Origin of the sequence: Pseudomonas sp. THAF187a, from assembly GCF_009363395.1 — a bacterium.
Taxonomy (GTDB): domain Bacteria; phylum Pseudomonadota; class Gammaproteobacteria; order Pseudomonadales; family Pseudomonadaceae; genus Aquipseudomonas; species Aquipseudomonas khazarica.
On the sequence record NZ_CP045349.1, the window covers coordinates 4043487 to 4065931 of the forward strand.

19 protein-coding genes and 1 pseudogene are annotated in these 22445 nt (G+C 66.2%); 12 read left to right on the forward strand and 8 right to left on the reverse strand.

The genetic code is table 11. From position 1 onward, the window contains the following. Positions 1–94: 94 nt before the first annotated feature. The 3 genes from FIV02_RS18800 to FIV02_RS18810 all read right to left on the reverse strand — a co-directional run bounded on the left by FIV02_RS18800 (position 95) and on the right by FIV02_RS18810 (position 3558). Positions 95–1192, reverse strand: coding sequence for an amino acid ABC transporter permease (locus FIV02_RS18800; protein WP_047585072.1), 1098 nt, complete (start codon positions 1190–1192; stop codon positions 95–97). Between the two features lie 9 nt (positions 1193–1201). Next, entirely contained in the window at positions 1202–2386 is a 1185-nt protein-coding gene (locus FIV02_RS18805) for an amino acid ABC transporter permease (RefSeq protein WP_152489477.1), read from the reverse strand. Between the two features lie 143 nt (positions 2387–2529). Next, positions 2530–3558 (reverse strand): amino acid ABC transporter substrate-binding protein, encoded by a 1029-nt coding sequence (locus tag FIV02_RS18810; protein WP_152489478.1) that lies wholly within the window; start codon positions 3556–3558, stop codon positions 2530–2532. 478 nt (positions 3559–4036) lie between these two features. On the opposite strand from FIV02_RS18810, the gene FIV02_RS18815 reads away from it, so the two are divergent. From FIV02_RS18815 to FIV02_RS18840, 6 genes and pseudogenes are all read left to right on the forward strand, one after another. After that, positions 4037–4696 (forward strand): alpha/beta hydrolase, encoded by a 660-nt coding sequence (locus FIV02_RS18815; RefSeq protein ID WP_037055996.1) that lies wholly within the window; start codon positions 4037–4039, stop codon positions 4694–4696. A 24-nt stretch (positions 4697–4720) separates the two neighbouring features. Continuing rightward, positions 4721–6618: pseudogene (locus tag FIV02_RS18820) on the forward strand (acyl-CoA synthetase). Between the two features lie 191 nt (positions 6619–6809). Beyond that, a complete protein-coding gene (locus tag FIV02_RS18825) occupies positions 6810–7748 on the forward strand; it encodes a GGDEF domain-containing protein (RefSeq protein ID WP_152489479.1) in 939 nt (312 codons plus the stop codon). Positions 7749–7824: 76 nt separating this feature from the next. Continuing rightward, a complete protein-coding gene (locus tag FIV02_RS18830) occupies positions 7825–8988 on the forward strand; it encodes a dipeptidase (protein WP_152489480.1) in 1164 nt (387 codons plus the stop codon). Positions 8989–9098: 110 nt separating this feature from the next. Then, on the forward strand, positions 9099–10541 hold the full coding sequence (rhlB, locus tag FIV02_RS18835) for an ATP-dependent RNA helicase RhlB (protein ID WP_037055988.1): 1443 nt from the start codon (positions 9099–9101) through the stop codon (positions 10539–10541). A 72-nt stretch (positions 10542–10613) separates the two neighbouring features. Continuing rightward, entirely contained in the window at positions 10614–11741 is a 1128-nt protein-coding gene (locus FIV02_RS18840) for an FAD-binding oxidoreductase (protein WP_152489481.1), read from the forward strand. 7 nt (positions 11742–11748) lie between these two features. Here the strand turns inward: FIV02_RS18840 and FIV02_RS18845 are convergent, their stop codons facing one another. The 3 genes from FIV02_RS18845 to FIV02_RS18855 all read right to left on the reverse strand — a co-directional run bounded on the left by FIV02_RS18845 (position 11749) and on the right by FIV02_RS18855 (position 15661). Then, complete coding sequence (locus FIV02_RS18845) at positions 11749–12060, reverse strand: hypothetical protein (RefSeq protein WP_152489482.1); 312 nt, start codon at positions 12058–12060, stop codon at positions 11749–11751. A gap of 60 nt (positions 12061–12120) precedes the next feature. Next, positions 12121–13110: a TerC family protein gene (locus tag FIV02_RS18850; protein ID WP_152489483.1), complete on the reverse strand. Its 990-nt coding sequence runs from the start codon at positions 13108–13110 to the stop codon at positions 12121–12123. Between the two features lie 187 nt (positions 13111–13297). After that, on the reverse strand, positions 13298–15661 hold the full coding sequence (locus FIV02_RS18855; RefSeq protein WP_152489484.1) for a DNA polymerase II: 2364 nt from the start codon (positions 15659–15661) through the stop codon (positions 13298–13300). Between the two features lie 162 nt (positions 15662–15823). On the opposite strand from FIV02_RS18855, the gene FIV02_RS18860 reads away from it, so the two are divergent. The 3 genes from FIV02_RS18860 to FIV02_RS18870 are packed head-to-tail and all read left to right on the forward strand — an operon-like array spanning position 15824 to position 17512. Then, positions 15824–16258, forward strand: a complete 435-nt coding sequence (locus FIV02_RS18860; RefSeq protein WP_134678224.1) for a group II truncated hemoglobin — start codon at positions 15824–15826, stop codon at positions 16256–16258. Further along, positions 16255–16593, forward strand: coding sequence for an FKBP-type peptidyl-prolyl cis-trans isomerase (locus tag FIV02_RS18865; protein WP_037055976.1), 339 nt, complete (start codon positions 16255–16257; stop codon positions 16591–16593). The genes FIV02_RS18860 and FIV02_RS18865 overlap by 4 nt, the downstream gene beginning before the upstream one ends. Next, a complete protein-coding gene (locus FIV02_RS18870; protein WP_152489485.1) occupies positions 16586–17512 on the forward strand; it encodes a class I SAM-dependent methyltransferase in 927 nt (308 codons plus the stop codon). The genes FIV02_RS18865 and FIV02_RS18870 overlap by 8 nt, the downstream gene beginning before the upstream one ends. 74 nt (positions 17513–17586) lie before the next feature. Here the strand turns inward: FIV02_RS18870 and norR are convergent, their stop codons facing one another. Further along, a complete protein-coding gene (norR, locus tag FIV02_RS18875) occupies positions 17587–19137 on the reverse strand; it encodes a nitric oxide reductase transcriptional regulator NorR (protein ID WP_152489486.1) in 1551 nt (516 codons plus the stop codon). A gap of 193 nt (positions 19138–19330) precedes the next feature. On the opposite strand from norR, the gene hmpA reads away from it, so the two are divergent. The 3 genes from hmpA to FIV02_RS18890 are packed head-to-tail and all read left to right on the forward strand — an operon-like array spanning position 19331 to position 21947. After that, positions 19331–20512, forward strand: coding sequence for an NO-inducible flavohemoprotein (gene hmpA, locus FIV02_RS18880; RefSeq protein ID WP_152489487.1), 1182 nt, complete (start codon positions 19331–19333; stop codon positions 20510–20512). 18 nt (positions 20513–20530) lie between these two features. Beyond that, the gene (locus FIV02_RS18885) at positions 20531–20782 is read left to right on the forward strand and encodes a hypothetical protein (protein WP_047586807.1); all 252 of its coding nucleotides are present in this window, start codon (positions 20531–20533) and stop codon (positions 20780–20782) included. Continuing rightward, complete coding sequence (locus tag FIV02_RS18890) at positions 20769–21947, forward strand: NnrS family protein (protein ID WP_152489488.1); 1179 nt, start codon at positions 20769–20771, stop codon at positions 21945–21947. The genes FIV02_RS18885 and FIV02_RS18890 overlap by 14 nt, the downstream gene beginning before the upstream one ends. Before the next feature lie 19 nt (positions 21948–21966). On the opposite strand, the gene rimI is transcribed toward FIV02_RS18890, so the two are convergent. Further along, positions 21967–22419 carry a ribosomal protein S18-alanine N-acetyltransferase gene (gene rimI, locus FIV02_RS18895; RefSeq protein WP_037055967.1) on the reverse strand — a complete coding sequence of 151 codons (453 nt, stop codon included), beginning with the start codon at positions 22417–22419 and terminating at the stop codon, positions 21967–21969. Between the last annotated feature and the right edge of the window lie 26 nt (positions 22420–22445).

The window sequence follows — 22445 nt, forward strand, 5'->3', positions numbered from 1 at the left end:
ACAGGTGAGGACGCGCAGCGTACTGGTGTACCTGAGCATTCCGGGACCGTTTTCAACGCCGCCTGACCGACGCGCAGCAGATACTGATCAGCTCCTAACGCTTGTGGCCGGTATCCAGCTTCCTCTCCAGTCGCTGGGAGTAGCGGGACATGCCGAAACAGAAAATCCAGAAAATCAGTGCGGCGAACACATAGCCTTCGGTGGCCATGCCTAGCCAGGCCGGATCGGTGGTCGCCTGCTTGATGCTGTTGAGCAGGTCGAACAGGCCGATGATGATCACCAGGCTGGTGTCCTTGAACAGGGCGATGAACACGTTGACGATGCCCGGTATCACCAGCTTGAGCGCCTGCGGCAGAATCACCAGGCCCATCATCCGCCAGTAGCCCAGGCCCATGGCCGCAGCGGCCTCGTACTGGCCCTTGGGAATGGCCTGCAGACCGCCACGCACCACTTCGGCGATGTAGGCGGACTGGAACAGGATCACCCCGATCAGGGCGCGCATCAGCTTGTCGAAGTGCATGCCCTCGGGCAGGAACAGCGGCAGCATCACCGAGGACATGAACAGCACGGTAATCAGCGGCACACCGCGCCAGAACTCGATGAAGGTGACGCAGATGACCTTGATCGCCGGCAGGTTGGAGCGTCGCCCCAGCGCCAGCAGGATGCCCAGCGGCAACGCCCCGGTGATGCCGACGGAGGCGATCACCAGCGTCAGCATCAGGCCGCCCCACTGGCTGGTGGCGACCACGCTCAGGCCGAACACGCCGCCATGCAGCAGGCTCCAGGCGATGAGCGGATAGAGCACCAGGAACGCCAGGCCGTACAGCGCCTTGCGCGGCATCTGCGGAACGAACAGCGGCGCCGCGCCGACGATTGCCAGCCACAGGGTGGTGTCCACGCGCCAGCGCAGTTCGCTGGGGTAGAAGCCGTACATGAACTGGCCGAAGCGCTGCTGGATGAACACCCAGCAGGCGCCCTCCTGGGTGCAATCGGCGCGGGTGCTGCCGACCCAGTTGGCATCGATGATCGCCCACTGCAGCAGCGGCGGCACCACCAGCCAGATCAGGTAGATCGCGAAGACGGTCAACAGGCTGTTGAACCAGTTGGAGAACAGGTTCGCCTTGAGCCAGCCCAGCACGCCAACGCTCATGCGCGGCGGCGGCAGGTCCGGTTTGAAAGTATGGGATTGCATGGCTGCTCCTTACCGCTCGGTCAGCGCGATGCGCTTGTTGTACCAGTTCATCAGCAGGGAAATGCTGATGCTGATGGCGAGGTAGACGCTCATGGTGATGGCGATCACCTCGATGGCCTGGCCGGTCTGATTGAGCACCGTGCCGGCGAACAGCGAGACCATGTCCGGATAGCCGATACCGGCGGCCAGCGACGAGTTCTTCGCCAGGTTCAGGTACTGGCTGGTCAGCGGCGGGACGATCACCCGCAGGGCCTGCGGGATGATCACCAGGCGCAGGGTGATGCCCGGACGCAGCCCCAGCGAGCGGGCGGCCTCGGTCTGGCCATGGCTGACGGCCATGATCCCGGAGCGCACGTTCTCGGCGATGAAGGCGGCGGTGTAGATGGTCAGTGCCAGGGTCAACGCCATCAGCTCGGGGATCATCACCCAGCCGCCACGGAAGTTGAAACCAGCCAGCTGCGGCACGCTCCATTGCAGCGGATTGCCGCCGACGAGCACGGCCAGGCCGGGAAGCACCACGATCAGCGCCAGCGAGGTCCACAGCAGCGGGAATATCTGGCCGGTGGCCTCACGCCGCTTCTTGGCCCAGCGGCCGAGAGCGACGATGCCGACGATGGTCGCCAGCAGCACCACGGCGAACAGCCCGAAGTTCTCCGACGGGCTCGGCGCAGGCAGGTAGAGGCCACGGCTGTTGAGAAAGAAGGTTTCACCCAGATCCAGACTCTGCCGGGGACCAGGCAGGGCGAGGAACACGGCGAAATACCAGAAGAGGATCTGCAGCAACGGCGGGATGTTGCGGAATATCTCGATGTAGACAGTGGCCAGCTTGTTGATCAGCCAGTTCGGCGACAGGCGCGCCACGCCAAGCAGGAACCCGAGAATGGAGGCCAGCACGATACCGATGACCGAGACCAGCAAGGTGTTGAGCAGCCCGATCACGAAGACGCGGACGTAGCTGTCGCTCTCGGTGTAATCGATCAGGTGCTGGGCGATGCCGAAGCCGGCACTGTTGTTGAGGAAAGCGAAGCCGGAAATGATCCCGCGCTTCTCCAGGTTGGCCTGGGTGTTCTGGAAGAGAAACCAGCCGAGCGCCACGACAGCGACAACGGCGATGATCTGGAACAGCCACGCGCGCACCTGCGGATCGTTCAGGAACGATCCTCGCGGGCGCGGGGCATTAGCAGTCGTTTGCATAACAACCCTCTTGGAAGCCCCGGCCGCACGCAAGCCGGCCGGAGTTCACATCAGCGGAAACGACAGCGGCAGACCCCGAGAACCGGTCCATAGGCTGCTGCGCGCGAGCCTATGAACAGATTCCCGCCTGCCGCTGTGGACGGTCAACGCACCGGCGGTGCGTACTGCAGACCACCCTTGTTCCAAAGGGCGTTGAGACCACGCTCGATCTTCAGCTCGCTACCGGCACCCACGTTGCGGTCGAAGGACTCGCCGTAGTTACCGACCTGCTTGACGATCTGCACGGCCCAGTCTTTCGGCAGCTTGAGGTCCTTGCCGAACTCACCCTCGGCACCCAGCAGACGAGCGACGTCCGGGTTCTTGGTGGTCTTGGCGGTTTCTTCGACGTTGGCCGAGGTCACGCCCAGTTCTTCGGCGTTGAGCATGGCGAACAGGGTCCAGCGCACGATGTCGAACCACTCCTCGTCACCCTGGCGCACGACCGGGCCCAGCGGTTCCTTGGAGATGACTTCCGGCAGTACCACGTACTCGTCCGGGTTGGCCAGCTTGATGCGCTGCGCGTACAGCTGCGACTGGTCGGAGGTCAGCACGTCGCAACGGCCGGCTTCGACCGACTTGGCGCTCTCGTCGGAGGTATCGTAGGTGATGGGGGTGTACTTCATGCCGTTGGCACGGAAGTAGTCGGAGAGGTTCAGTTCGGTGGTGGTACCGGCCTGGATGCAGACGGTAGCGCCGTCCAGTTCCTTGGCACTGGAAACGCCCAGCTTCTTGTTCACCAGGAAGCCCTGGCCGTCGTAGTAGTTGGTGCCAGTGAAGTTCAGGCCCAGCGCCGAGTCGCGCGAGCTGGTCCAGGTGGTGTTGCGCGACAGGATGTCGACCTCGCCCGACTGCAGCGCGGTGAAGCGCTCCTTGGCGGTCAGCGGGCTGTACTTGACCTTGGTAGCGTCACCGAAGACCGCGGCAGCAACAGCGCGGCAGACGTCGACGTCCAGACCCAGGTAGTTGCCTTTCTCATCTGCATAGGAGAAGCCCGGCAGACCGTCGCTGATACCGCACTGCACGAAGCCTTTCTTCTGTACGGCGTCCAGGGTGGCGCCCGCCTGAGCGAAGCCACTGACGCCAAGCACCGCAGCGGTGGTCAGCATAGCCAGGGTGGATTTCACCATCTTCATCAAAAACCTCCAGTTGCTCTTGTTGTGTTGGAGTCTCAGTCCGGCTTCCCAACCCTTTTGAGGTGCACGCCCCGCTGGCAGCAACGAGGTCGGCGAGAAACTCGGACGTCAGGCGGGAGTCTAGTCGGCAATGCCCTCTGCTGGCCAACTGCCCCTGCCCTGCCCATTGGTTGAACGGGCCAGAGACGGATCGTCATCCGCCTGGGCGGCGTGCCACCCGGACGGTCTACTAAGGAACCCCACACAGCAGATTCCTGCCTGTTGAGCAGTCGGCAATGGCACAGTGTTACCTTTGCCGCACTGCATCGTCAGTCCACATCTGCCTTAGCAAGCCCCGTACCAGCAGCCTGCAAAATGCAGGATGAACAAGGGTCAAGAGCAAAATGTTCACCCTTGCGACAACTTATTCACAGATTAGTCGAGACTGGCACATAGCGCCGCCCCAACATCGGGCACTCGCACCACACTGGAGCTACCAATGACCGCACCCATGATTCTGCAGCCCCCACAAACCGCCGACGCCAGTGTGATCTGGCTGCACGGGCTGGGGGCCGATCGCTACGATTTCCTGCCGGTCGCGGAGATGCTGCAGGAGCGGCTGGCAACCACCCGTTTCATCCTGCCGCAGGCCCCCACACGCCCGGTGACCATCAATGGCGGCTGGAGCATGCCCAGCTGGTACGACATCCTCGCCATGAGCCCGGCCCGCGCCATCGATCAGGCGCAACTGGAGGCCTCCGCCGACCAGGTCATCGCCCTGATCGAAGCCGAGCGGGACAGCGGCATCGCCGCCGAGCGCATCGTCCTGGCCGGCTTCTCCCAGGGCGGAGCGGTGGTGCTGCATACCGCCTTCCTGCGCTACGCCGAAACCCTCGGCGGCGTGCTGGCGCTGTCGACCTACGCCCCGACCTTCAGCGATGAAATGCAGCTGACGGATACAAAAAGACAACTGCCGGTGCTGTGTTTGCATGGCAAATTCGATGACGTGGTGACGCCCGACATGGGACGCGCCGCGCATGATCGCCTGCACGCCTGCGGGGTGCCGGTGCAATGGCGCGACTATCCGATGGCGCACGAGGTACTGCCGGAGGAGATTCGCGATATCGCCGACTGGTTGAGCCAGCTGCAAGCCGGCTGACCGAACCGAAGAGATGCACAATAAATGAGCACAGCGCCCCTGATTCGCACCCTGCAGGACATCGAGCAGATCGAGGCCGTCGCACTGAGCGAACGCGACCTGCCGCCGAGCACCTTCGAGCTGATCCGCCGGACGGCCAGTGCGCAACCCGATGCCCCGGCGCTGTCGTTCATTCTCCAGGGCAATGGTGAGGAAACCCCGCTGCGCCTGAGCTACGCCGAGCTGCTGGGCAAGCTCACCCAGACCGCCAACGCCTTCCACCGCCTGGGCCTGCGCCCGGGCAAGGCCGTGTCGTTCCTCCTGCCGAACCTGCCGCAGACCCACTACACCATCTGGGGCGGCGAAGCGGCCGGGATCGTCAACGCGATCAACCCGCTGCTCGATCCCGAGCATATCGCCGAGCTGATCCACGCCTCGGACTCCGAACTGCTGGTGACCCTCGCCCCCTTCCCCGGCACCGACCTGTGGGACAAGGTGCAGGCCCTGCGCGGGCAACTGCCCGAGTTGAAGGCGATACTCTGCGTGGACATGGCCAACCTGCTGCCCGAGCCACAACGCAGTGCGCTCAAGGCCCAGCGCGGCGCCTGGCCGGAAGGTGTGCTGGACTTCGACGAGACCATCGCCGCCTGCCCGAACGACCACCTGGAAAGCGGTCGCATCATCGCCGCGGACGACGTCGCCAGCTACTTCCACACCGGCGGCACCACCGGCACGCCCAAGCTCGCCCCGCACAGCCACGGCAACGAAGTGGCGATGGCCTACAGCATGAACCTGGTCACCCGCTTCGGCCCGGGCGACGTGACGCTCTGCGGCCTGCCGCTGTTCCACGTCAACGGCGTGGTGGTTACCGGCCTGGCTGCCTTCATCGGCGGTGCCGAGGTGCTGCTGGCGACGCCACAGGGCTATCGCAACACCACGCTGATCGGCAACTTCTGGAAAGTCATCGAGCGCCACCGGGTCAGCTTCTTCAGTGGCGTACCGACCATCTATGCCGGGCTGCTGCAGGTGCCCAGCGAAGGCCATGACCTGTCCTCGCTGAAATACGCGCTGTGCGGTGCGGCGCCGATGCCGGTCGAGCTGATCCGTCAGTTCGAGGCCAAGACCGGCCTGACCCTGATCGAAGGCTACGGCCTGACCGAAGGCACCTGCGGCAGCTGCGCCAACCCGCCGGCCGGAGAACGGCGCCCGGGCTCCATCGGCCTGCGCATGCCCTACTGCGAGGTGAGCATCAAGGTCCTCGACGACCAGGGCCGCTACATGCGTGACGCCGCGCAGAACGAGATCGGCAACCTGTGCATCCGTGGCGCGACGGTGTTCAAGGGCTACCTGCAGACGAGCAAGAATGCCGGTATCTGGGTCGACGGTGACTGGTTCAACACCGGCGACCTCGGCCGCGTCGATGCCGATGGCTACATCTGGCTGACCGGCCGCAGCAAGGACCTGATCATCCGAGGCGGACACAACATCGACCCGCAGATGATCGAGGAAGCGCTGCACAAGCACCCCGCTGTGGCCATGGCCGCAGCCGTCGGCAAACCGGACGAGAAAGCCGGCGAGCTGCCGGTGGTCTACGTGCAACTGAAACCCGGCAACCAGGCCAGCGAGGCGGAACTGCTGGAGCACGCGGCGGCGCACATCCCCGAGCGCGCGGCCATCCCCAAGAACGGATCGTCGACGCCATCCCGTTGACCGCGGTGGGCAAGACGTTCAAGCCGGCACTGCGCTTCGACGCCATCGCCCGCGTCTACCAGAGTGACCTCGCCGAGCTGCATCCCGCCATCCGCGTCGAGGTGCTGAGCGATGACCAGGCCGGGCAGCTGGCCCACGTCCATGTGCCGAACCAGGACGAGGCGCTGGCATCGGCCATCGGCGAGCGGTTGGCCGGCTACGCCGTCGGCCACCGCATTCATTTCGCGCCGTGATCTCGAGCACACACGAACAGGCATCAGTTAACAGCTTCGCACCGAGGTACAACCATTGGTCGGTGAGGCTTTGCCCGAGCATTGCCAGGTCTGCGACCCGAGAATAATGTCGAAGATTATTCGTGGACATGACAGGGAGCGTTGGTTTTGCCTTCCGGCCTTATTGCCCGGTCTGGCACGACGAGATCGCGATGAAATCGGCGCACTGGCAGGCAGACCTGCAGCAAGTTCAGCAACTGCGGCTGTTTCACAATGTCGCGGCCAGCAGCCTCGATCAGCTGCTGCGGGAGTTTCGTGCCTGTGAGCTGGAAGCAGGCGAAGTCCTGCTCTCCCCCTTCAATCGCAACCAACACCTCTACCTGCTGATTTCAGGCCAGTTGCGCGTCTACCTAGGCTCACTGGACAACCAGGCCGTGAGCACCCTGGAAGTGGGCGACTGCGCAGGCGAGATCAGCTTCATCGACAACGAGCACCCTTCCGCCTATGTGGTGGCCGAGCGTCCCTCGGTCGTCCTGCGCCTGCACCGTGAGTCGCTGATCGCCCTGTTCCAGCAATCGCCGCAGCTGATGCAGAACCTGCTGGAGCTGCTCTGCGAACGGGTTCGCCAGGGCAACCGGCAGATTCTCGACAGCGAGCAAAATGCCAATATCGACACCCTCACCGGCTGCTTCAACAGGCGCTGGCTGGAGCATGTGTTCGAGCGCGAGAGCACCCGCTGCGCCTTCAACGACGAGCCGATGTCGCTGCTGATGCTGGATGTCGACCACTTCAAGGCCTACAACGACCAGCATGGCCACCTGGCCGGCGACTACGCCCTGTGCCTGGTCGCCCACACCCTGCGCAACCAGCTCCGCCCCAAGGACAGCCTGATTCGCTTCGGCGGCGAGGAATTCGTCATCCTGCTGCCGGAGATCGCCGATCAGGATGCCCGCACCATCGGCGAGCGACTGCGTGCCAGCCTGGAGCAGATCGACTCGTTCTACTCGCCGGTCGGCGTGCTACCGGGTGTCACCATCTCCATCGGCCTGGCGCAGATGCGGCACAGCGACAGCCTGTCGGGGCTCATCGCCCGCGCCGACGCCGCGCTGTACCAGGCCAAGCAGCAGGGGCGCAACTGCCTCTGCGGCTGAATCGCCCCCGCACACGCCCGCGCCAGAACTTCCCTGCTAGAGTGCCCGGCATAACAACACGCCTGGATGGCTACTCATGCGCAAACTCCTGCTCGCCCTGTTGCTCCTCGTTCCCCTCTCCGCCCTGGCCGTTCTCGGCCTGCCGTCGCTGCTCGACGCGAAGATGAACAGCGTCGCCAGCCCGCCGCCCTACAGCACCAGCGCCAGCGCGCAGGAACTGCACCAGGGCCTGTTCGTCGCCGACCTGCACGACGACGCCCTGCTCTGGGAGCGCGACCTGCTCAAGCGCTACGACTACGGGCACTCGGACCTGCCGCGCATGCTCGAGGGGCGTCTCGGCCTGCAGGTGTTCTCCACCGTGACCAAGACCCCACGCGGGCTGAACATGGAGAGCAATGGCGCCGACAGCGACAACATCACCCTGCTGGCGATGGCCCAGCGCTGGCCACGGGAAACCTGGAGCAGCCTGCTGCAGCGCGCCTTGTACCAGGCGCAGAAACTGCGCGACGCCGCGGCCGGCAGCGACGGGCGCCTGGTACTGATTCGCAGCCGCGAGGACCTCGCCGGCTTCATCGCCGCCTGGCAGCAGGACCCTCGCCGCGTCGCCGGGCTGCTGGCCACCGAGGGCCTGCAACCCATCGAGGGCAAGCTGGAGAACATCGGCGTGCTGTACGACGCCGGCTTTCGCATCGCCGGCCTCACGCACTTCTTCGACAACGAAGTCGGCGGCTCGGCCCATGGCCTGAACAAGGGCGGCCTGACGCCGCTGGGGCGCCAGGTGATCGCACGCCTGGAAGAAAAGGCCATGCTGGTGGACCTGGCCCACGCCTCGCGCCCACTGATCGATGACGTGCTGGCCATGTCCACACGCCCGGTGCTGGTGTCGCATACCGGTGTCGAAGGCACCTGCCCCGGCACCCGCAACCTCAGCGACAAGCATATCCAGGCCATTGCCGCCAAAGGCGGGGTCATCGGCATCGGCTACTGGAGCACCGCCGTGTGCGACACCTCGGTCGCGGCCATCGTCAAGGCCATCCGCTACACCGTCGACCAGGTCGGGGTCGAGCATGTCGCCCTCGGCTCGGACTTCAACGGCACCGTGCATACGCCGTTCGACGTGACCGGCCTGGCGCAGATCACCGAAGGCCTGCAGCAGGCCGGCTTCGATGACAGCGCCATCGCCGCGATCATGGGCGGCAACGTGCAGCGCCTGCTGCTGGCCAGCCTGCCGGAGCAATGAGGCACTGACCACTCGGTCCCCTTGACAGACGCGAGCGAAGCACTTCGCCACGCTCGCGTCTTGCATTACACTGGCGAGCGTTCACTCCTTAACCAGTCGATGAGAAGCCCGTGCTCAAAGCACTCAAGAAAATGTTCGGCAAGGCCGAAGACGAGCAGCCACAAGCGTCCCCCGTAGCAGCGCCCAGCCCGGCCCGCGGCACAGACGACCAGCGCTCCCGCAAGAACAAACCCGCCCGTGCCGCCAGCGACAACGCCGGCACGCCCAGCCCGCAGCAGCAACCACGCCCCGCCAAGGCCGACAAGCCCCGTCGCGAACGCCCGGCCAAGCCGGTGGACACCTGGAAGCTGGAAGACTTCGTGGTCGAGCCTGCCGAAGGCAAGGTGCGCTTCCATGACTTCAGGCTCGCGCCCGAGCTGATGCATGCCATCCACGACCTGGGCTTCCCCTACTGCACACCGATCCAGGCCGGCGTCCTCGGTTACACCCTCAAGGGCCAGGATGCTATCGGCCGCGCCCAGACCGGCACCGGCAAGACCGCCGCGTTCCTCATCTCGATCATCACCCAGCTGCTGCAGACCCCGGCGCCGAAAGAGCGCTACATGGGCGAGCCGCGCGCGCTGATCATCGCGCCGACCCGCGAGCTGGTGGTACAAATCGCCAAGGACGCCGCCGAGCTGACCAAGTACACCGGGCTCAACGTCATGAGCTTCGTCGGCGGCATGGACTTCGACAAGCAGCTCAAGCAGCTGGAGTCGCGCTTCTGCGACATCCTCGTGGCCACCCCGGGCCGTCTGCTGGACTTCAACCAGCGCGGCGAGGTGCACCTGGACATGGTCGAGGTGATGGTCCTCGACGAAGCCGACCGCATGCTCGACATGGGCTTCATCCCGCAGGTGCGCCAGATCATCCGCCAGACGCCGATGAAGGGTGACCGCCAGACCCTGCTGTTCTCCGCCACCTTCACCGAAGACGTGATGAACCTGGCCAAGCAGTGGACGGTCAACCCGGCCATCGTCGAGATCGAGCCGGAGAACGTCGCCAGCGACACCGTCGAGCAGCACGTCTACGCCGTCGCCTCCAGCGACAAGTACAAGCTGCTGTACAACCTGGTCACGCAGAACGCCTGGGACCGGGTGATGGTCTTCGCCAACCGCAAGGACGAAGTGCGCCGCATCGAGGAACGCCTGACCCGCGACGGCGTCAGCGCCGCGCAGATGTCCGGTGACGTGCCGCAGCACAAGCGCATCAAGGTGCTCGAAGGCTTCCGTGCCGGACACATCCGCGTACTGGTCGCCACTGACGTGGCCGGTCGCGGCATCCACGTCGACGGCATCAGCCACGTGATCAACTTCACCCTGCCGGAAGACCCGGACGACTACGTGCACCGCATCGGTCGTACCGGCCGCGCCGGCACCAGCGGCACCTCGATCAGCTTCGCCGGCGAGGACGACGCCTTCGCCCTGCCGCCCATCGAAGAACTGATCGGGCGCAAGATCCAGTGCGAGATGCCGCCGGACGAGCTGCTCAAGGCCGTGCCGCGCAAGCACTGAAGCGACGGCGAGCGAACAAAGGCGAAGCCTGTGGCTTCGCCTTTTTCATTTGACCCCATCGAACGACACGACATGCAGCACTGCGACTACCTCATCATCGGCGGCGGTATCGCCGGCGCCTCCACCGGCTACTTTCTCGCCGGCCACGGCAAGACCATCGTCCTGGAGCGCGAGGCGCAACCGGGCTACCACTCCACCGGTCGCTCGGCCGCGCTCTACACCGTGGCCTACGGCACGCCTCAGGTGCGCGCGCTGACCGCCGCCAGCCGCACCTTCTACGACGCGCCACCCGCTGGCTTCAGCGACCACCCGCTGCTCACCCCGCGTGGCGAACTGGTGGTGGATTTCAGCGGCGATGTGGCCGAGCTGCAGCGCCAGTTCGAGCAGGCGCGCCAACAGGTCGCCGAGGCGCGCCTGCTCAGCGCCGAGCAGGCCTGCGCCATGGTGCCGGTGCTGCGTCGCGAACGGGTCCGGGGGGCGCTGTACGACCCCAGCGCCGCCGACATCGATACCGCCGCCCTGCACCAGGGCTACCTGCGCGGCATCCGTCAGCAGGGTGGCGAAATACACTGCGACCGCGAGGTGCTGGCCATCAGCCGCAGCGCCGAGGGCTGGCAGGTGGATTGTGCGGGGCAACGCTACAGCGCCACGCTGCTGATCAACGCCGCCGGCGCCTGGTGCGACCAGATCGCCCAGCTGGCCGGGTTGCCCGGCATCGGCCTGCAACCCAAACGACGCGCCGCCTTCACCTTCCAAGCCGGCGCGGGCATCGACTGCCAGAACTGGCCGGCGCTGGTCAGCCTGGACGAATCCTTCTACTTCAAGCCCGATGCCGGTCTGCTGCTAGGTTCACCGGCCAATGCCGACCCGGTGGCAGCCCACGACGTGCAGCCGGAAGAGCTGGACATCGCCCTCGGCATCCACCAGATCGAAACCCATACCAGCCTGCAGATTCGCCGCCCGGAGCACACCTGGGCCGGCCTGCGCAGCTTCGTTGCCGACGGCGACCTGGTCGGCGGTTTCGATGCGCAGGCGGCGGGCTTCTTCTGGGTCGCCGCACAGGGCGGCTACGGCATCCAGACCAGCGCGGCCATGGGCCAGGCCTGCGCCGCGCTGATCCGCAAGCAGCCGCTGCCGGAACAGCTGATCGCCGCCGGCCTGACCGCCGCCATGCTCAGCCCGCAGCGGCTGCTCGGCTGACGCCTCATCAGGTTTCCACGCCTGGCTCGACGGGACGTTCGGCGGATGGTTCGTCGTGCGGCCTGTCGCTGCCCTCCTCCTCGGCCTCGGTCTCGGCCTTGCCCAGGGCGCGGTTGGTGGAGTCCTGCAAGGCGTCCACCTGGCGGTTGACCTCGTCCACCACCTCTCCGACCGAGCCCTCGATCAACGCCTGCGCTTCCTTCTTCGCCTCGTCGGCCAGTTTCTGCGCCGACTGCTCGGCGGCCTCGCAGCCGGCCAGGGTGAACACAATGGCGCCCAAGGCAGCGAATGCCAGGGGACGTTTGCGGCAGCTATTCATCAGTGATTCTCCAGTTTCGGGCTGCCTCCGACCACGCCAGCGGCGGGGCCGGGGCGAGCATCAATGTTCGTGTGGCTGCGATTGGCTACGGGTCTTGTACAGCGACAGCACCACGCCACCGACCAGCAGGCCGAGGGTCACGCTGAGGGATACGGCCGCCGGGATCTTGCCGATGATGCCCACCAGGAAGATCTTCGTGCCGATGAACACCAGCACCAGGGCCAGTGCGTACTTGAGATAGGCAAAGCGGTGGATCAGCGCGGCCAGGGCGAAGTACAGGGCGCGCAGGCCGAGGATGGCGAAGATGTTCGAGGTGTAGACGATGAACGGATCCTGGGTGATGGCGAAGATCGCCGGCACGCTGTCGATGGCGAACACCAGGTCGGCACACTCGATCAGGATCAGCGCGAGGAACAGCGGCGTCACCCACAGCACGCGGCGTCCGTTGCCATCGTCCTGGCGCACGAAGAAACGCTGGCCGTGCAGGTCGTCGGTCACGCGCAGGTGCTTGCGCAGGAACCTGACCAGCAGGTTGTTCTGCAGGTCCGGTGCGTCGTCCAGCCTGGAGAACAGCATCTTCACCCCGGTGAAGAACAGGAACGCACCGAACAGGTAGAGCACCCAGCTGAATTCATGGATCAGCGCCGCACCCAGGCCGATCATGATCGCGCGCAGCACCAGCACCCCCATGATTCCCCAGAACAGCACCTTGTGCTGGTACTGCCGCGGGATCGCCAGGAAGCTGAAGATCATGGCCATGAGGAACACGTTGTCCATCGACAACGATTTCTCGATCAGGAAGCCGGTGAGGTAATCCATGCTGGCGTCGCCGCCCTTCTGGAAGAACACCCAGACGCCGAACAGCAGGCCGGCGCTGATGTAGCCGGCGGACAGCAACAGGCTCTCGCGCACGCCGATCTCGCGATTGTCGCGATGCAGCACGCCAAGGTCGAAGGCCAGCAGGGAGATGACGACAGCGATGAAGACCAGCCACAACCAGGTGGCCGTACCGAGGAAGTCGGCGAAGAGGAACGGTTCGAGGGCAGTCATGAGCCCCTCCTACAGTCAGATTGAACAGACTGTGATTCCGACATCGCGGTGTTAACCGCCAGAGGGGCCCGGCATCACGGGCGCCAATATATTCAGGCCGTGAACGCCGCTCAACGGGACGAGCTTTGCAAATTATTTCCTGCCAGCGGCATCCGCGTCACGCGCGGGAGACGCCCGCCAGCAGCACTCAGAACAGCCTGTACTGCCCGTCCAGCAGGCGCTCGAAGTCGCCACCGACGAACGGCAGGATGGCATCGGCCACCGGCTTCAGCTGGCGGCTGATGTAATGCTCGTAGTCGACGGGTGACAGCAGGCGCTCCAGCGGTTGCGGCCCGCCCCTGGTGATCAGGTAGCTGATCCAGCCGCCGCGCTGGTACTGCAGCGGCCTGCCCAGGTGCTGGTTGTGCTCGTCGGCCAGGCGCGCGGCGCGCACGTGCGGCGGCACGTTGCGCTGGTAGTCGTCGAGGCGCCGGCGCAGGCGCTTGCGATAGACCAGCAGTTCATCCAGCTCACCGCCCAGGGTGCGCTCGACGTAGTCGCGCACGTACGCCTCGTAGGGCTCGCCGGCGAAGACCAGGCGGTACAGCTCCTGCTGGAAGCGCTGCGCCAGCGGCGACCAGTCGGTACGCACCGTTTCCAGGCCCTTGAACACCATGCGCTCGGCGCCAGCGGCGTCGCGCACCAGGCCGGCATAGCGCTTCTTGCTGCCCTCTTCGGTGCCACGGATGGTGGGCATCAGAAAGCGCCGGTAGTGGGTCTCGAACTGCAGTTCCAGCGCACTGCCCAGCCCGTACGCGTGCTGCAGGTGCTCGCGCCACCAGGCATTCACGCGAGCCACCAGCGCGCGGCCGATGCGCGCCGCCTCGTCCTCGTCATGCGCCCGACCGAGCCAGACGAAGGTGGAGTCGGTATCGCCATAGATCACCGCGTGCCCCTCGGCCTCGATCAGCTCGCGGGTACGTTTCATGATCTGGTGCCCGCGCAGGGTGATGGACGACGCCAGGCGCGGGTCGAAGAAGCGGCAACCACTGGAGCCAAGCACACCGTAGAAGGCGTTCATGATGATCTTCAGCGCCTGCGACAGCGCCGCATTGCCGTCGCGCTTGGCCGTCTCGCGCCCCTGCCACACGCGTTCGACGATGCTCGGCAGGCAGTGCTGCGTGCGCGAGAAGCGCGCGCCGCGAAAGCCTTCCACCGAATGCGCGTCGTCCGGGCGCTGCAGGCCTTCGACCAGCCCCACCGGGTCGATCAGGAAGCTGCGGATGATCGACGGATACAGGCTCTTGTAATCCAGCACCAGCACCGAGTCGTAGAGCCCCGGACGCGAATCCATGACGAAACCGCCCGGGCTGTTCTCGCCACGGATGTCACCAAGGTTGGGCGCGACGAAGCCGAGGCGATGCATCGGCGGCAGGTACAGATGGGTGAACGCCGCGACCGAGCCACCACTGCGATCGGCGGCCAGGCCGGTGACGCTGGAGCGTTCCAGCAGGAAGGCGAGCAGCTCGGTGTGGGCGAAGATGCGCGTGACCAGCTCGCAGTCCTTGAGGTTGTAGTGCGCCAGCGCCGGCCGGTCCTCGTCGAACATGCGCTGGATCTCGTCCATGCGTGCATAGGGTGTGTCGATCGCCTTGCCTTCGCCCAGCAGGGTCTGCGCCACCGACTCCAGGCTGAACGAAGGGAAGCTCCAGGTGGCCGAGCGCAAGGCTTCGATGCCATCGATGATCAGCCGCCCGGCCGCCTCGGCGAAGTAGTGCTGGCTGCTGTTGTGCTGACGCCAGCCGAGCACGTCGCCACCACGCCCCAGGCGCAGCGGCACCTTGAGCTGCTCGGCGTGCTCGCGCAGCACGCGCAGGTCGAACTGCACCAGATTCCAGCCGATGATCGCGTCGGGGTCATGCCGCTCCAGCCAGGCGTTCAGGCACTCGAGCAGCGCCTTGCGGCTGTCGCAGTAGACGAGGTCGAAGTCGACGCTGCTGGCGTCACCGTTGGCCGGGCCGAGCATGTAGACCTGACGCTGGCCACAGCCCTCCAGGGCGATGGAGTACAGCTCGCCACGGGCGCTGGTCTCGATATCCAGCGAGACCAGGCGCAGGCGCGGGCGGTAGTCGGCGGCCGGCCTGAGCGACTTGCACAGCAGGCTGCCGTCCGCCTGTTCGACACCCTCGAAGGCGACGCTGGCGGTGATGAAGCGTTCCATCAGGTAACGCTCCGGCGGACGGATATCGGCCTCGTAGACATCCACACCGACCTGGCGCAGCTTCTTCTCCAGTTGCAGCAACTGGCGGTACTGACGGCAATACAGGCCCAGCACCGGGCGCTGGCGGAAATCACGCAGGGCCAGCTCGCGCAACTCGGCGCCCTGTTCATTGCGCAGCAACGGCTCGGCCCAGGCGCGTTGCTCGAGCGGAATGAACGCCACCGACTCCTGCAACGGCAGGCGCACCTGTAGCGGGCCGGCATCGGTGGCCAGCCAGAACGCCACCTCGGTGCCTTGCGGCGTATCGCGCCAATGGCGGCTGAGCACGAAGCCTTGCTGGGGTTGGGTCATCGGGAATGGGCTGCGGATTCAAACTCGGTGCTTACGTGCTACGTGTGGGAGGGGCTTGAGCCGCGACCGTCGCCGCTAAAGCGCCTCCCACAGGGCGTGCACTTCAAATGGCCGGCCATTCTACGCCAGCGGTTACAATGGCGCCTTTTTCAGGAGGCGCGCATGAGCGACACCCTGCCCTACGGCACTCTCGACGCGTCCTACCAGGCTGCCGGCGGTATCGACGGCCTGCGCCGGCTGGTCGACGACTTCTACCGGTTGATGGACGAACGTCCCGAGGCCGCTGCCCTGCGCGCCCTGCATCCGGCCGACCTGAGCGCGTCGCGGGACAAGCTGGCGTGCTTTCTCAGCGGCTGGCTGGGCGGGCCGCGCCTGTTCGCCGAGAAATACGGCAGCATCAGCATTCCGGCCTTCCATTCGCAGTGGCCGATCGACCAGGCCCTGGCCGAGAGCTGGCTGAGCTGCATGGCCGGCGCCATCGCCCTGCAGGGCTATGCGCCGGCATTCGCCGACTACCTGCTGAGGCAACTTCGCGTGCCTGCCGAACGCTCGGTGCAGGCCAGTCAGAATCGTCATCGCAAGGAAACCCCGACATGAGCAACGAACTGATCATCGAAGACCTGCAACCCGGCGACGGCAAGGCCGTGGTCAAGGGCGCCCTGATCACCACCCAGTACCGTGGCTGGCTGGCCGACGGCAGCGAGTTCGACTCGTCCTTCTCGCGCGGCAAGCCGTTCCAGTGCGTGATCGGCACCGGACGGGTGATCAAGGGCTGGGACCAGGGCCTGATGGGCATGCAGGTCGGTGGCAAGCGCAAGCTGCAGGTACCGGCACACCTGGGTTACGGCGAACGCAGCGTCGGCTCGATTCCTGCCAACGCCGACCTGACCTTCGAGATCGAACTGCTGGAAGTGCTGACCCGCGATGACTGACGCGCCCCTCGCCACCCTGCGCCAGCACCTGTTGCAGGCGCTGCACAACCCGCCCGGCGACGAGACCCGGCGGCTGTTCCATGGCCGTGGCCGTTGCTGGCCGGGGTTGGAGCAGATCACCGTCGACTGGCTGTCGGGCATCGTCCTGGTCATGCTGTTCCGCGAGCCGGATGCCGCCCTGCGCCCGTTGCTGCTGGAACTGCTGGACACGCCAGAGTGGCAGGCCAGCGGCGCCCGTGGCCTGCTGCTGCAGCATCGCTACGTGCACGGCAGCGAGAGCGAATGGCTGGCCGGCGAGGAGCAGGCGCAGTGGACGATCCGCGAGGACGGCCTGCGCTACCTGCTCGACCTGGGCAGCAAACAGAACAGCGGCCTGTTCCTCGACATGCGCCTGGGCCGCCAGTGGGTGCGCCAGCAGGCGGCCGGCAAGCGCGTGCTCAACCTGTTCGCCTACACCTGCGGCTTCTCCGTGGCAGCCATTGCCGGCGGTGCGACGCGGGTGGTCAACCTGGACATGGCGCGTGCCGCCCTGACCCGTGGACGCGACAATCACCGCCTCAACCAGCACGACCTGAGCCAGGTGGAGTTTCTCGGCCACGAGCTGTTCAAGTCCTGGGGCAAGGTGCGCAAGAGCGGGCCTTACGACCTGATCATCATCGACCCGCCGAGCTTCCAGAAAGGCAGCTTCGCCCTCACCCAGGACTACGCCCGCATCCTCCGTCGCCTGCCGGAGCTGCTCGGCGAACAGGGTACGGTACTGGCCTGCGTCAATGACCCGGACACCGGCCCGGACTTCCTCATCGCCGGCATGGCCGCCGAGGCGCCACAGCTGCGTTTCGTCGAGCGCCTGGACAACCCGCCGGAGTTTCCCGACATCTCGCCGGAAAGCGGCCTGAAGGCGCTGGTGTTCGAGCTTTAGCCAGGCGCAACCCGGCGCCCTGCCCCCGGAAGCATCCGGGCCACGCCGAGCATCGGCCCCGACTTAGCAGCCTGCTAGCGAATGCCCAGGCGCTTGGCCAGGCGGCTGAGGTTGGCTCGATCCACCCCCAGCTCACGCGCCGCATCGGCCCACTTGCCGTGATGACGCGCCAGGCACTGTTCGATCAGCTGGCGCTGGAAGGCATCCACCGCCGTGCGCAGCTCCAGGCCTGCCGGCACCGGCTCTGCACTGGCCAGCGTCGCCTCCACGGCGCTGTTCGCCGCCCCGGTCGGCAGGTCCAGGTCCTGCACCTCCAGGCTGAGAATGCGCGGCCGCTCGTCATGCCGCGCCAGCGCCTTGATCGCGGCACGGCCCACCAGATGCTCCAGCTCGCGCACGTTGCCCGGCCAGTCATGCGCCAGCAGCGCCTTCTGCGCCTCGGCCGCCAGGCGCAGGCTGCGCAAGCCGAGACGCGCGCGATTCTCTTCGAGGAAGTACCCCGCCAGCAGCAGCACGTCACGGCCGCGCTCACGCAGCGGCGGCACAGGCAGCGGGTAGACACTCAGGCGGTGGTACAGATCGGCGCGGAAACGCCCGGCGCGCACCTCGGCAGCGAGGTCACGGTTGGTGGCGGCGATCACCCGCACGTCGACACGATGCTCGCGGTCCGAGCCGACCCGCTGCAGTTGCCCGCTCTGCAACACGCGCAGCAGCTTGGCCTGCACCGCCAGTGGCAGCTCGCCGACCTCGTCGAGGAACAGGCTGCCGCCGTCGGCCAGCTCGAACTTGCCACTGCGCTCGTTCACCGCGCCGGAGAAGGCGCCACGCACGTGGCCGAACAACTCGCTTTCCACCAGCGAATCGGGCAGCGCAGCGCAGTTGAGGCTGACCAGCGGCCGCCGCGCACGCGGTGACGCGGCATGAATGGCCTCGGCCACCAGCTCCTTGCCGACGCCGGTTTCGCCGGTGATCAGCACGGTGAGCGGGCTGTCGCCCACCAGGCGAATCTCATCCTGCAGCTTGCGCAACGCCGCACTCTGCCCCACCAGCTCGCGCGGTTGCTGACGTGCCTGCTTGTACAGCTCGGTGAGCTGGCGCTCGGTCTCGACGCGCTGGGCCAAGCCGCTGATGCGCTCGCTGGCCTTGACCGTGGCGGCCGCCAGGCTGGCGAACGCATCCAGGCTGTCCAGGTCGACGCGCGCGAAACTCGAAGGGTCGAGCGCGTCCAGCGTCAGCAGGCCCCACAGCTGATCATCCAGGTACAGCGGACAGCCCAGGCAGTCGTGCACCTCCAGGTGACCGTGCAGGCCGTCGACCAGCCCATCGTAGGGGTCGGGCAAGCCACAGTCGGCGGCGAACCGGGTCGGGCCACGATGCTCCACCAGTGCCGCCAGGCGGGGATGTTCACTGATCCTGAAACGCCGCCCCAGGGTATCGGCACTCAGCCCCTCCACCGCCACCGGCAACAGCAGTTCGCCATCGAACTTGAGCAGCGCCACCGCATCGCAGGGGAACAGCCGGCGCAACGCGGCCAGCAAGCGCCGGTAGCGCTCGCCATCGTCCAGTTCGCGGGACAGGTCGGCGACCAGGGGGATCAGCGTTTCGAGCAAGGGATTAGTGGTCATATCGACTACCAGAAGTCTTTATGACACAAGAAGAGTTGCTGTCATAAATACCGCAAAACATATAAGCCATTGATTTGTAAGAACAAAATAAATGGCACGCTTAATGGAACGAATAGAGCGCTAACGCTAGCACGTCGGCAATGGCCAGACGAGCCACCCCGGCGCCTTTATTTGCCTTGCGGAGACCCTCCCCATGCTCACCACCACCCAACGCGACCTGATCAAAGCCACCGTCCCGCTTCTGGAAAGCGGCGGCGAAGCGCTGACCACTCACTTCTACCGGATGATGCTCAGCGAGTTTCCGCAGGTGCGCCCGCTGTTCAATCAGGCCCACCAGGCCAGCGGCGATCAGCCCCGCGCCCTGGCCAACGGCGTGCTCATGTACGCCCGTCACATCGACCGCCTCGAGGCCCTGGGACCGCTGGTCAAGCAGGTGGTGAACAAGCACGTTGCCCTGCAGATCCTGCCGGAGCATTACCCCATCGTCGGTGGCTGCCTGCTGCGCGCCATCCGCGAAGTGCTGGGCGCCGAAGTCGCCACCGATGCGGTGATCGACGCCTGGGCCGTGGCCTACCAGCAACTGGCCGACATCTTCATCGGCGCCGAGGAACAGCTGTACCAGCAGAACGCCGCAGCCCCCGGCGGCTGGCGTGGCGCGCGCCGCTTCCGGGTGGCTCGCAAGGTCGGCGAGAGCGACGAGATCACCTCCTTCCACCTGGTACCGGTCGATGGCGGGCCCCTGCTCGACTATCTGCCGGGCCAGTACATCGGCATGCGCCTGCTGCTGGACGGAGAGGAGGTCCGCCGCAACTATTCGCTGTCGGCCCTGGCCAACGGCCGCGAGTACCGCATCAGCGTCAAGCGCGAGCTGGGCGGGCGCGTTTCCAACCACCTGCACGACAACGTCCAGGAAGGCGATGAGCTGGACCTGTTCCCACCTGCCGGCGACTTCTCCCTGAGCGAGTCGGACAAACCGCTGGCACTGATCACTGCAGGCGTGGGCATCACGCCGGCGCTGGCGATGCTCGACGCGGCGCGCCACTCCGGGCGGCCCATCCATTTCATCCACTGCGCGCGCAATGCGGACGTGCATGCCTTCCGCGACTGGGTCGACGCACAGGTCGCCGAGCACCCGCAGATCCGCCACTACGTCTGCTACAGCGAGCCAGGCGCCGCTGACCAGGCCGATGCCACCGGCTACCTCAGCCAGGAGCTGCTCGAGCAGTGGCTGCCCGCCGAACGCGACCTGGACGCCTACTTCCTCGGCCCCAAACCCTTCATGGCCCAGGTCAAGCGCCATCTGCAGGCACTGGGCGTACCGGATGAACAGAGCCGCTACGAGTTCTTCGGCCCGGCTTCGGCACTGGACAGCTGATCGATCAGGAGGTGAATCATGTACCCGCTCAATCTTCCACCCGTACAGATCCTGCTGCTGTCCACCCGCCTGCTCTGGGCCGGCCTGCTGCTTCTGATCCTGGGCCTGGTCGCGGCCTACGGCCTGGACAAGCAGCTGAACCTCGCCGCGCTGGTACTGGCACACAGCCTGACGCTGATCGGCCCGAGCGTGCTGAAGATCGGCTACGTGCTGCGCCTGATCGCCCAGGCGCGGCTGGCAGAAGGAGCGGGTACGCATGCAGTTGCTTGATCGCAAACAGGCGCTGGCGGTACTGCCGCTCTGGCGCCTGGGCTTTCGCGCCTTCTTCCTCGCCGGAGCCGTCTTCGCCCTGCTCGCCATCGCCCTCTGGGCCCTGGCCTTGCAGGGTGCGGTGAGCCTCGTGACGGTGCCCGGCGGCATGCTGGCCTGGCACCGCCACGAGATGCCGTTCGGCTTCGCCCTGGCGATCATCGCCGGCTTCCTGCTCACGGCCGTACAGAACTGGACGGGACGCCCCGGCCTCAGCGGACGGCCACTGATCGCCCTGTTCGGGCTGTGGCTGGCTGCACGCCTGGCCTGGTTCGTGCCCGTGCCGCCGGGTGTCCTGATCGGCCTGCAACTGGCCTTCGTCGGTCTGTTCATCGTGCAGATGGCGCGCCAGCTGATCAGCGCCAGGCAGCGCAACAACTACCCGATCCTGCTGGTGCTGGCCCTGCTCGCCCTGTGCCAGTCACTGACCCTCGCCGGCCTGGCGCAGGGCGACGACGACCTGCAACGTCGCGGGGCACTGGCCGCCCTGTGGCTGATCGCCGTGCTGCTGAGCCTGATCGGCGGGCGGGTGATCCCCTTCTTCACCCAGCGCGGCCTGGGCCGCAGCGAAGCCTTCGCCTCCCATCCCTGGCAGGACCGCGCGCTGCTGCTCGGTGGCGTGCTGGCCGCCGCGCTGAATGCCAGCGGATACGGCCTGCAGGCGCAGCCCTGGCTGGCCACGCTGTTCGTCGGCCTGGCCACGCTGCACGGCCTGCGCCTGTGGCGCTGGTACCTGCCCGGCATCTGGCGCGTGCCGTTGCTCTGGTCGCTGCACCTGGCCTATGCCTGGCTGCTGCTGGCCGCCCTCGGCATGGCAGCCTGGCACCTGGGCTGGCTGCCCCAGGCCAGCCTGGCCAGCCACGCACTGGCAGTGGGGGCGATGGGTGGGTTGATCCTGGCGATGATGGCGCGGGTCAGCCTCGGGCATACCGGGCGTCCGCTGCAGCCTCCCAGGGCCATGGCCTGGGCCTTCGCCCTGATCAACCTGGGTGCACTGCTCCGGGTCGCGGCCGGCGGCGACTGGCTGTGGCTGGCGGCGCTGTGCTGGGGGATGGCGTTCGCCCTGTTCAGCCTGAACTACGCGCCCATGCTGTGCCGGGCGCGGCTGGACGGGCATCCCGGCTGAACGCCGACGCCGAAACGTCTCACTCGACCAGGGTGCAGGCCATCACCAGGGCGTCTTCGCGACCACCCACGGCCGGGTAGTAGTCGCGGCGGCGCCCCACTTCGTTGAAGCCGAAACGCTCGTACAGGCGGTAGGCCCCCTGGTTGCTGGCACGCACTTCGAGGAAACACTCGCGCCCGCCCAGCTCGTGGGCCTCCTTCATCAGGTGCTCGAGCAGGCACAGGCCCAGGCCACGGCCCTGGCTTTCGGGCTTGACGGTGATGTTGAGCAGGTGCGCTTCATCGAGGATCAGGTTGATCACGCCATGACCGACCTGCTGACCGCCTTCGAACATCAACCAGCAGTTGTAGGACTTCAGCGCGTCGCTGAAGATGCCGCGCGTCCACGGGTGGCTGAAGGCGGCGTACTCCACTTTCAGCACGGCATCGAGATCCGCCTCGGTCATCGGGCGGAAGGAAATCGCATCGCTCATGGGGCGTCACTCGGGCGCAAAGGTGG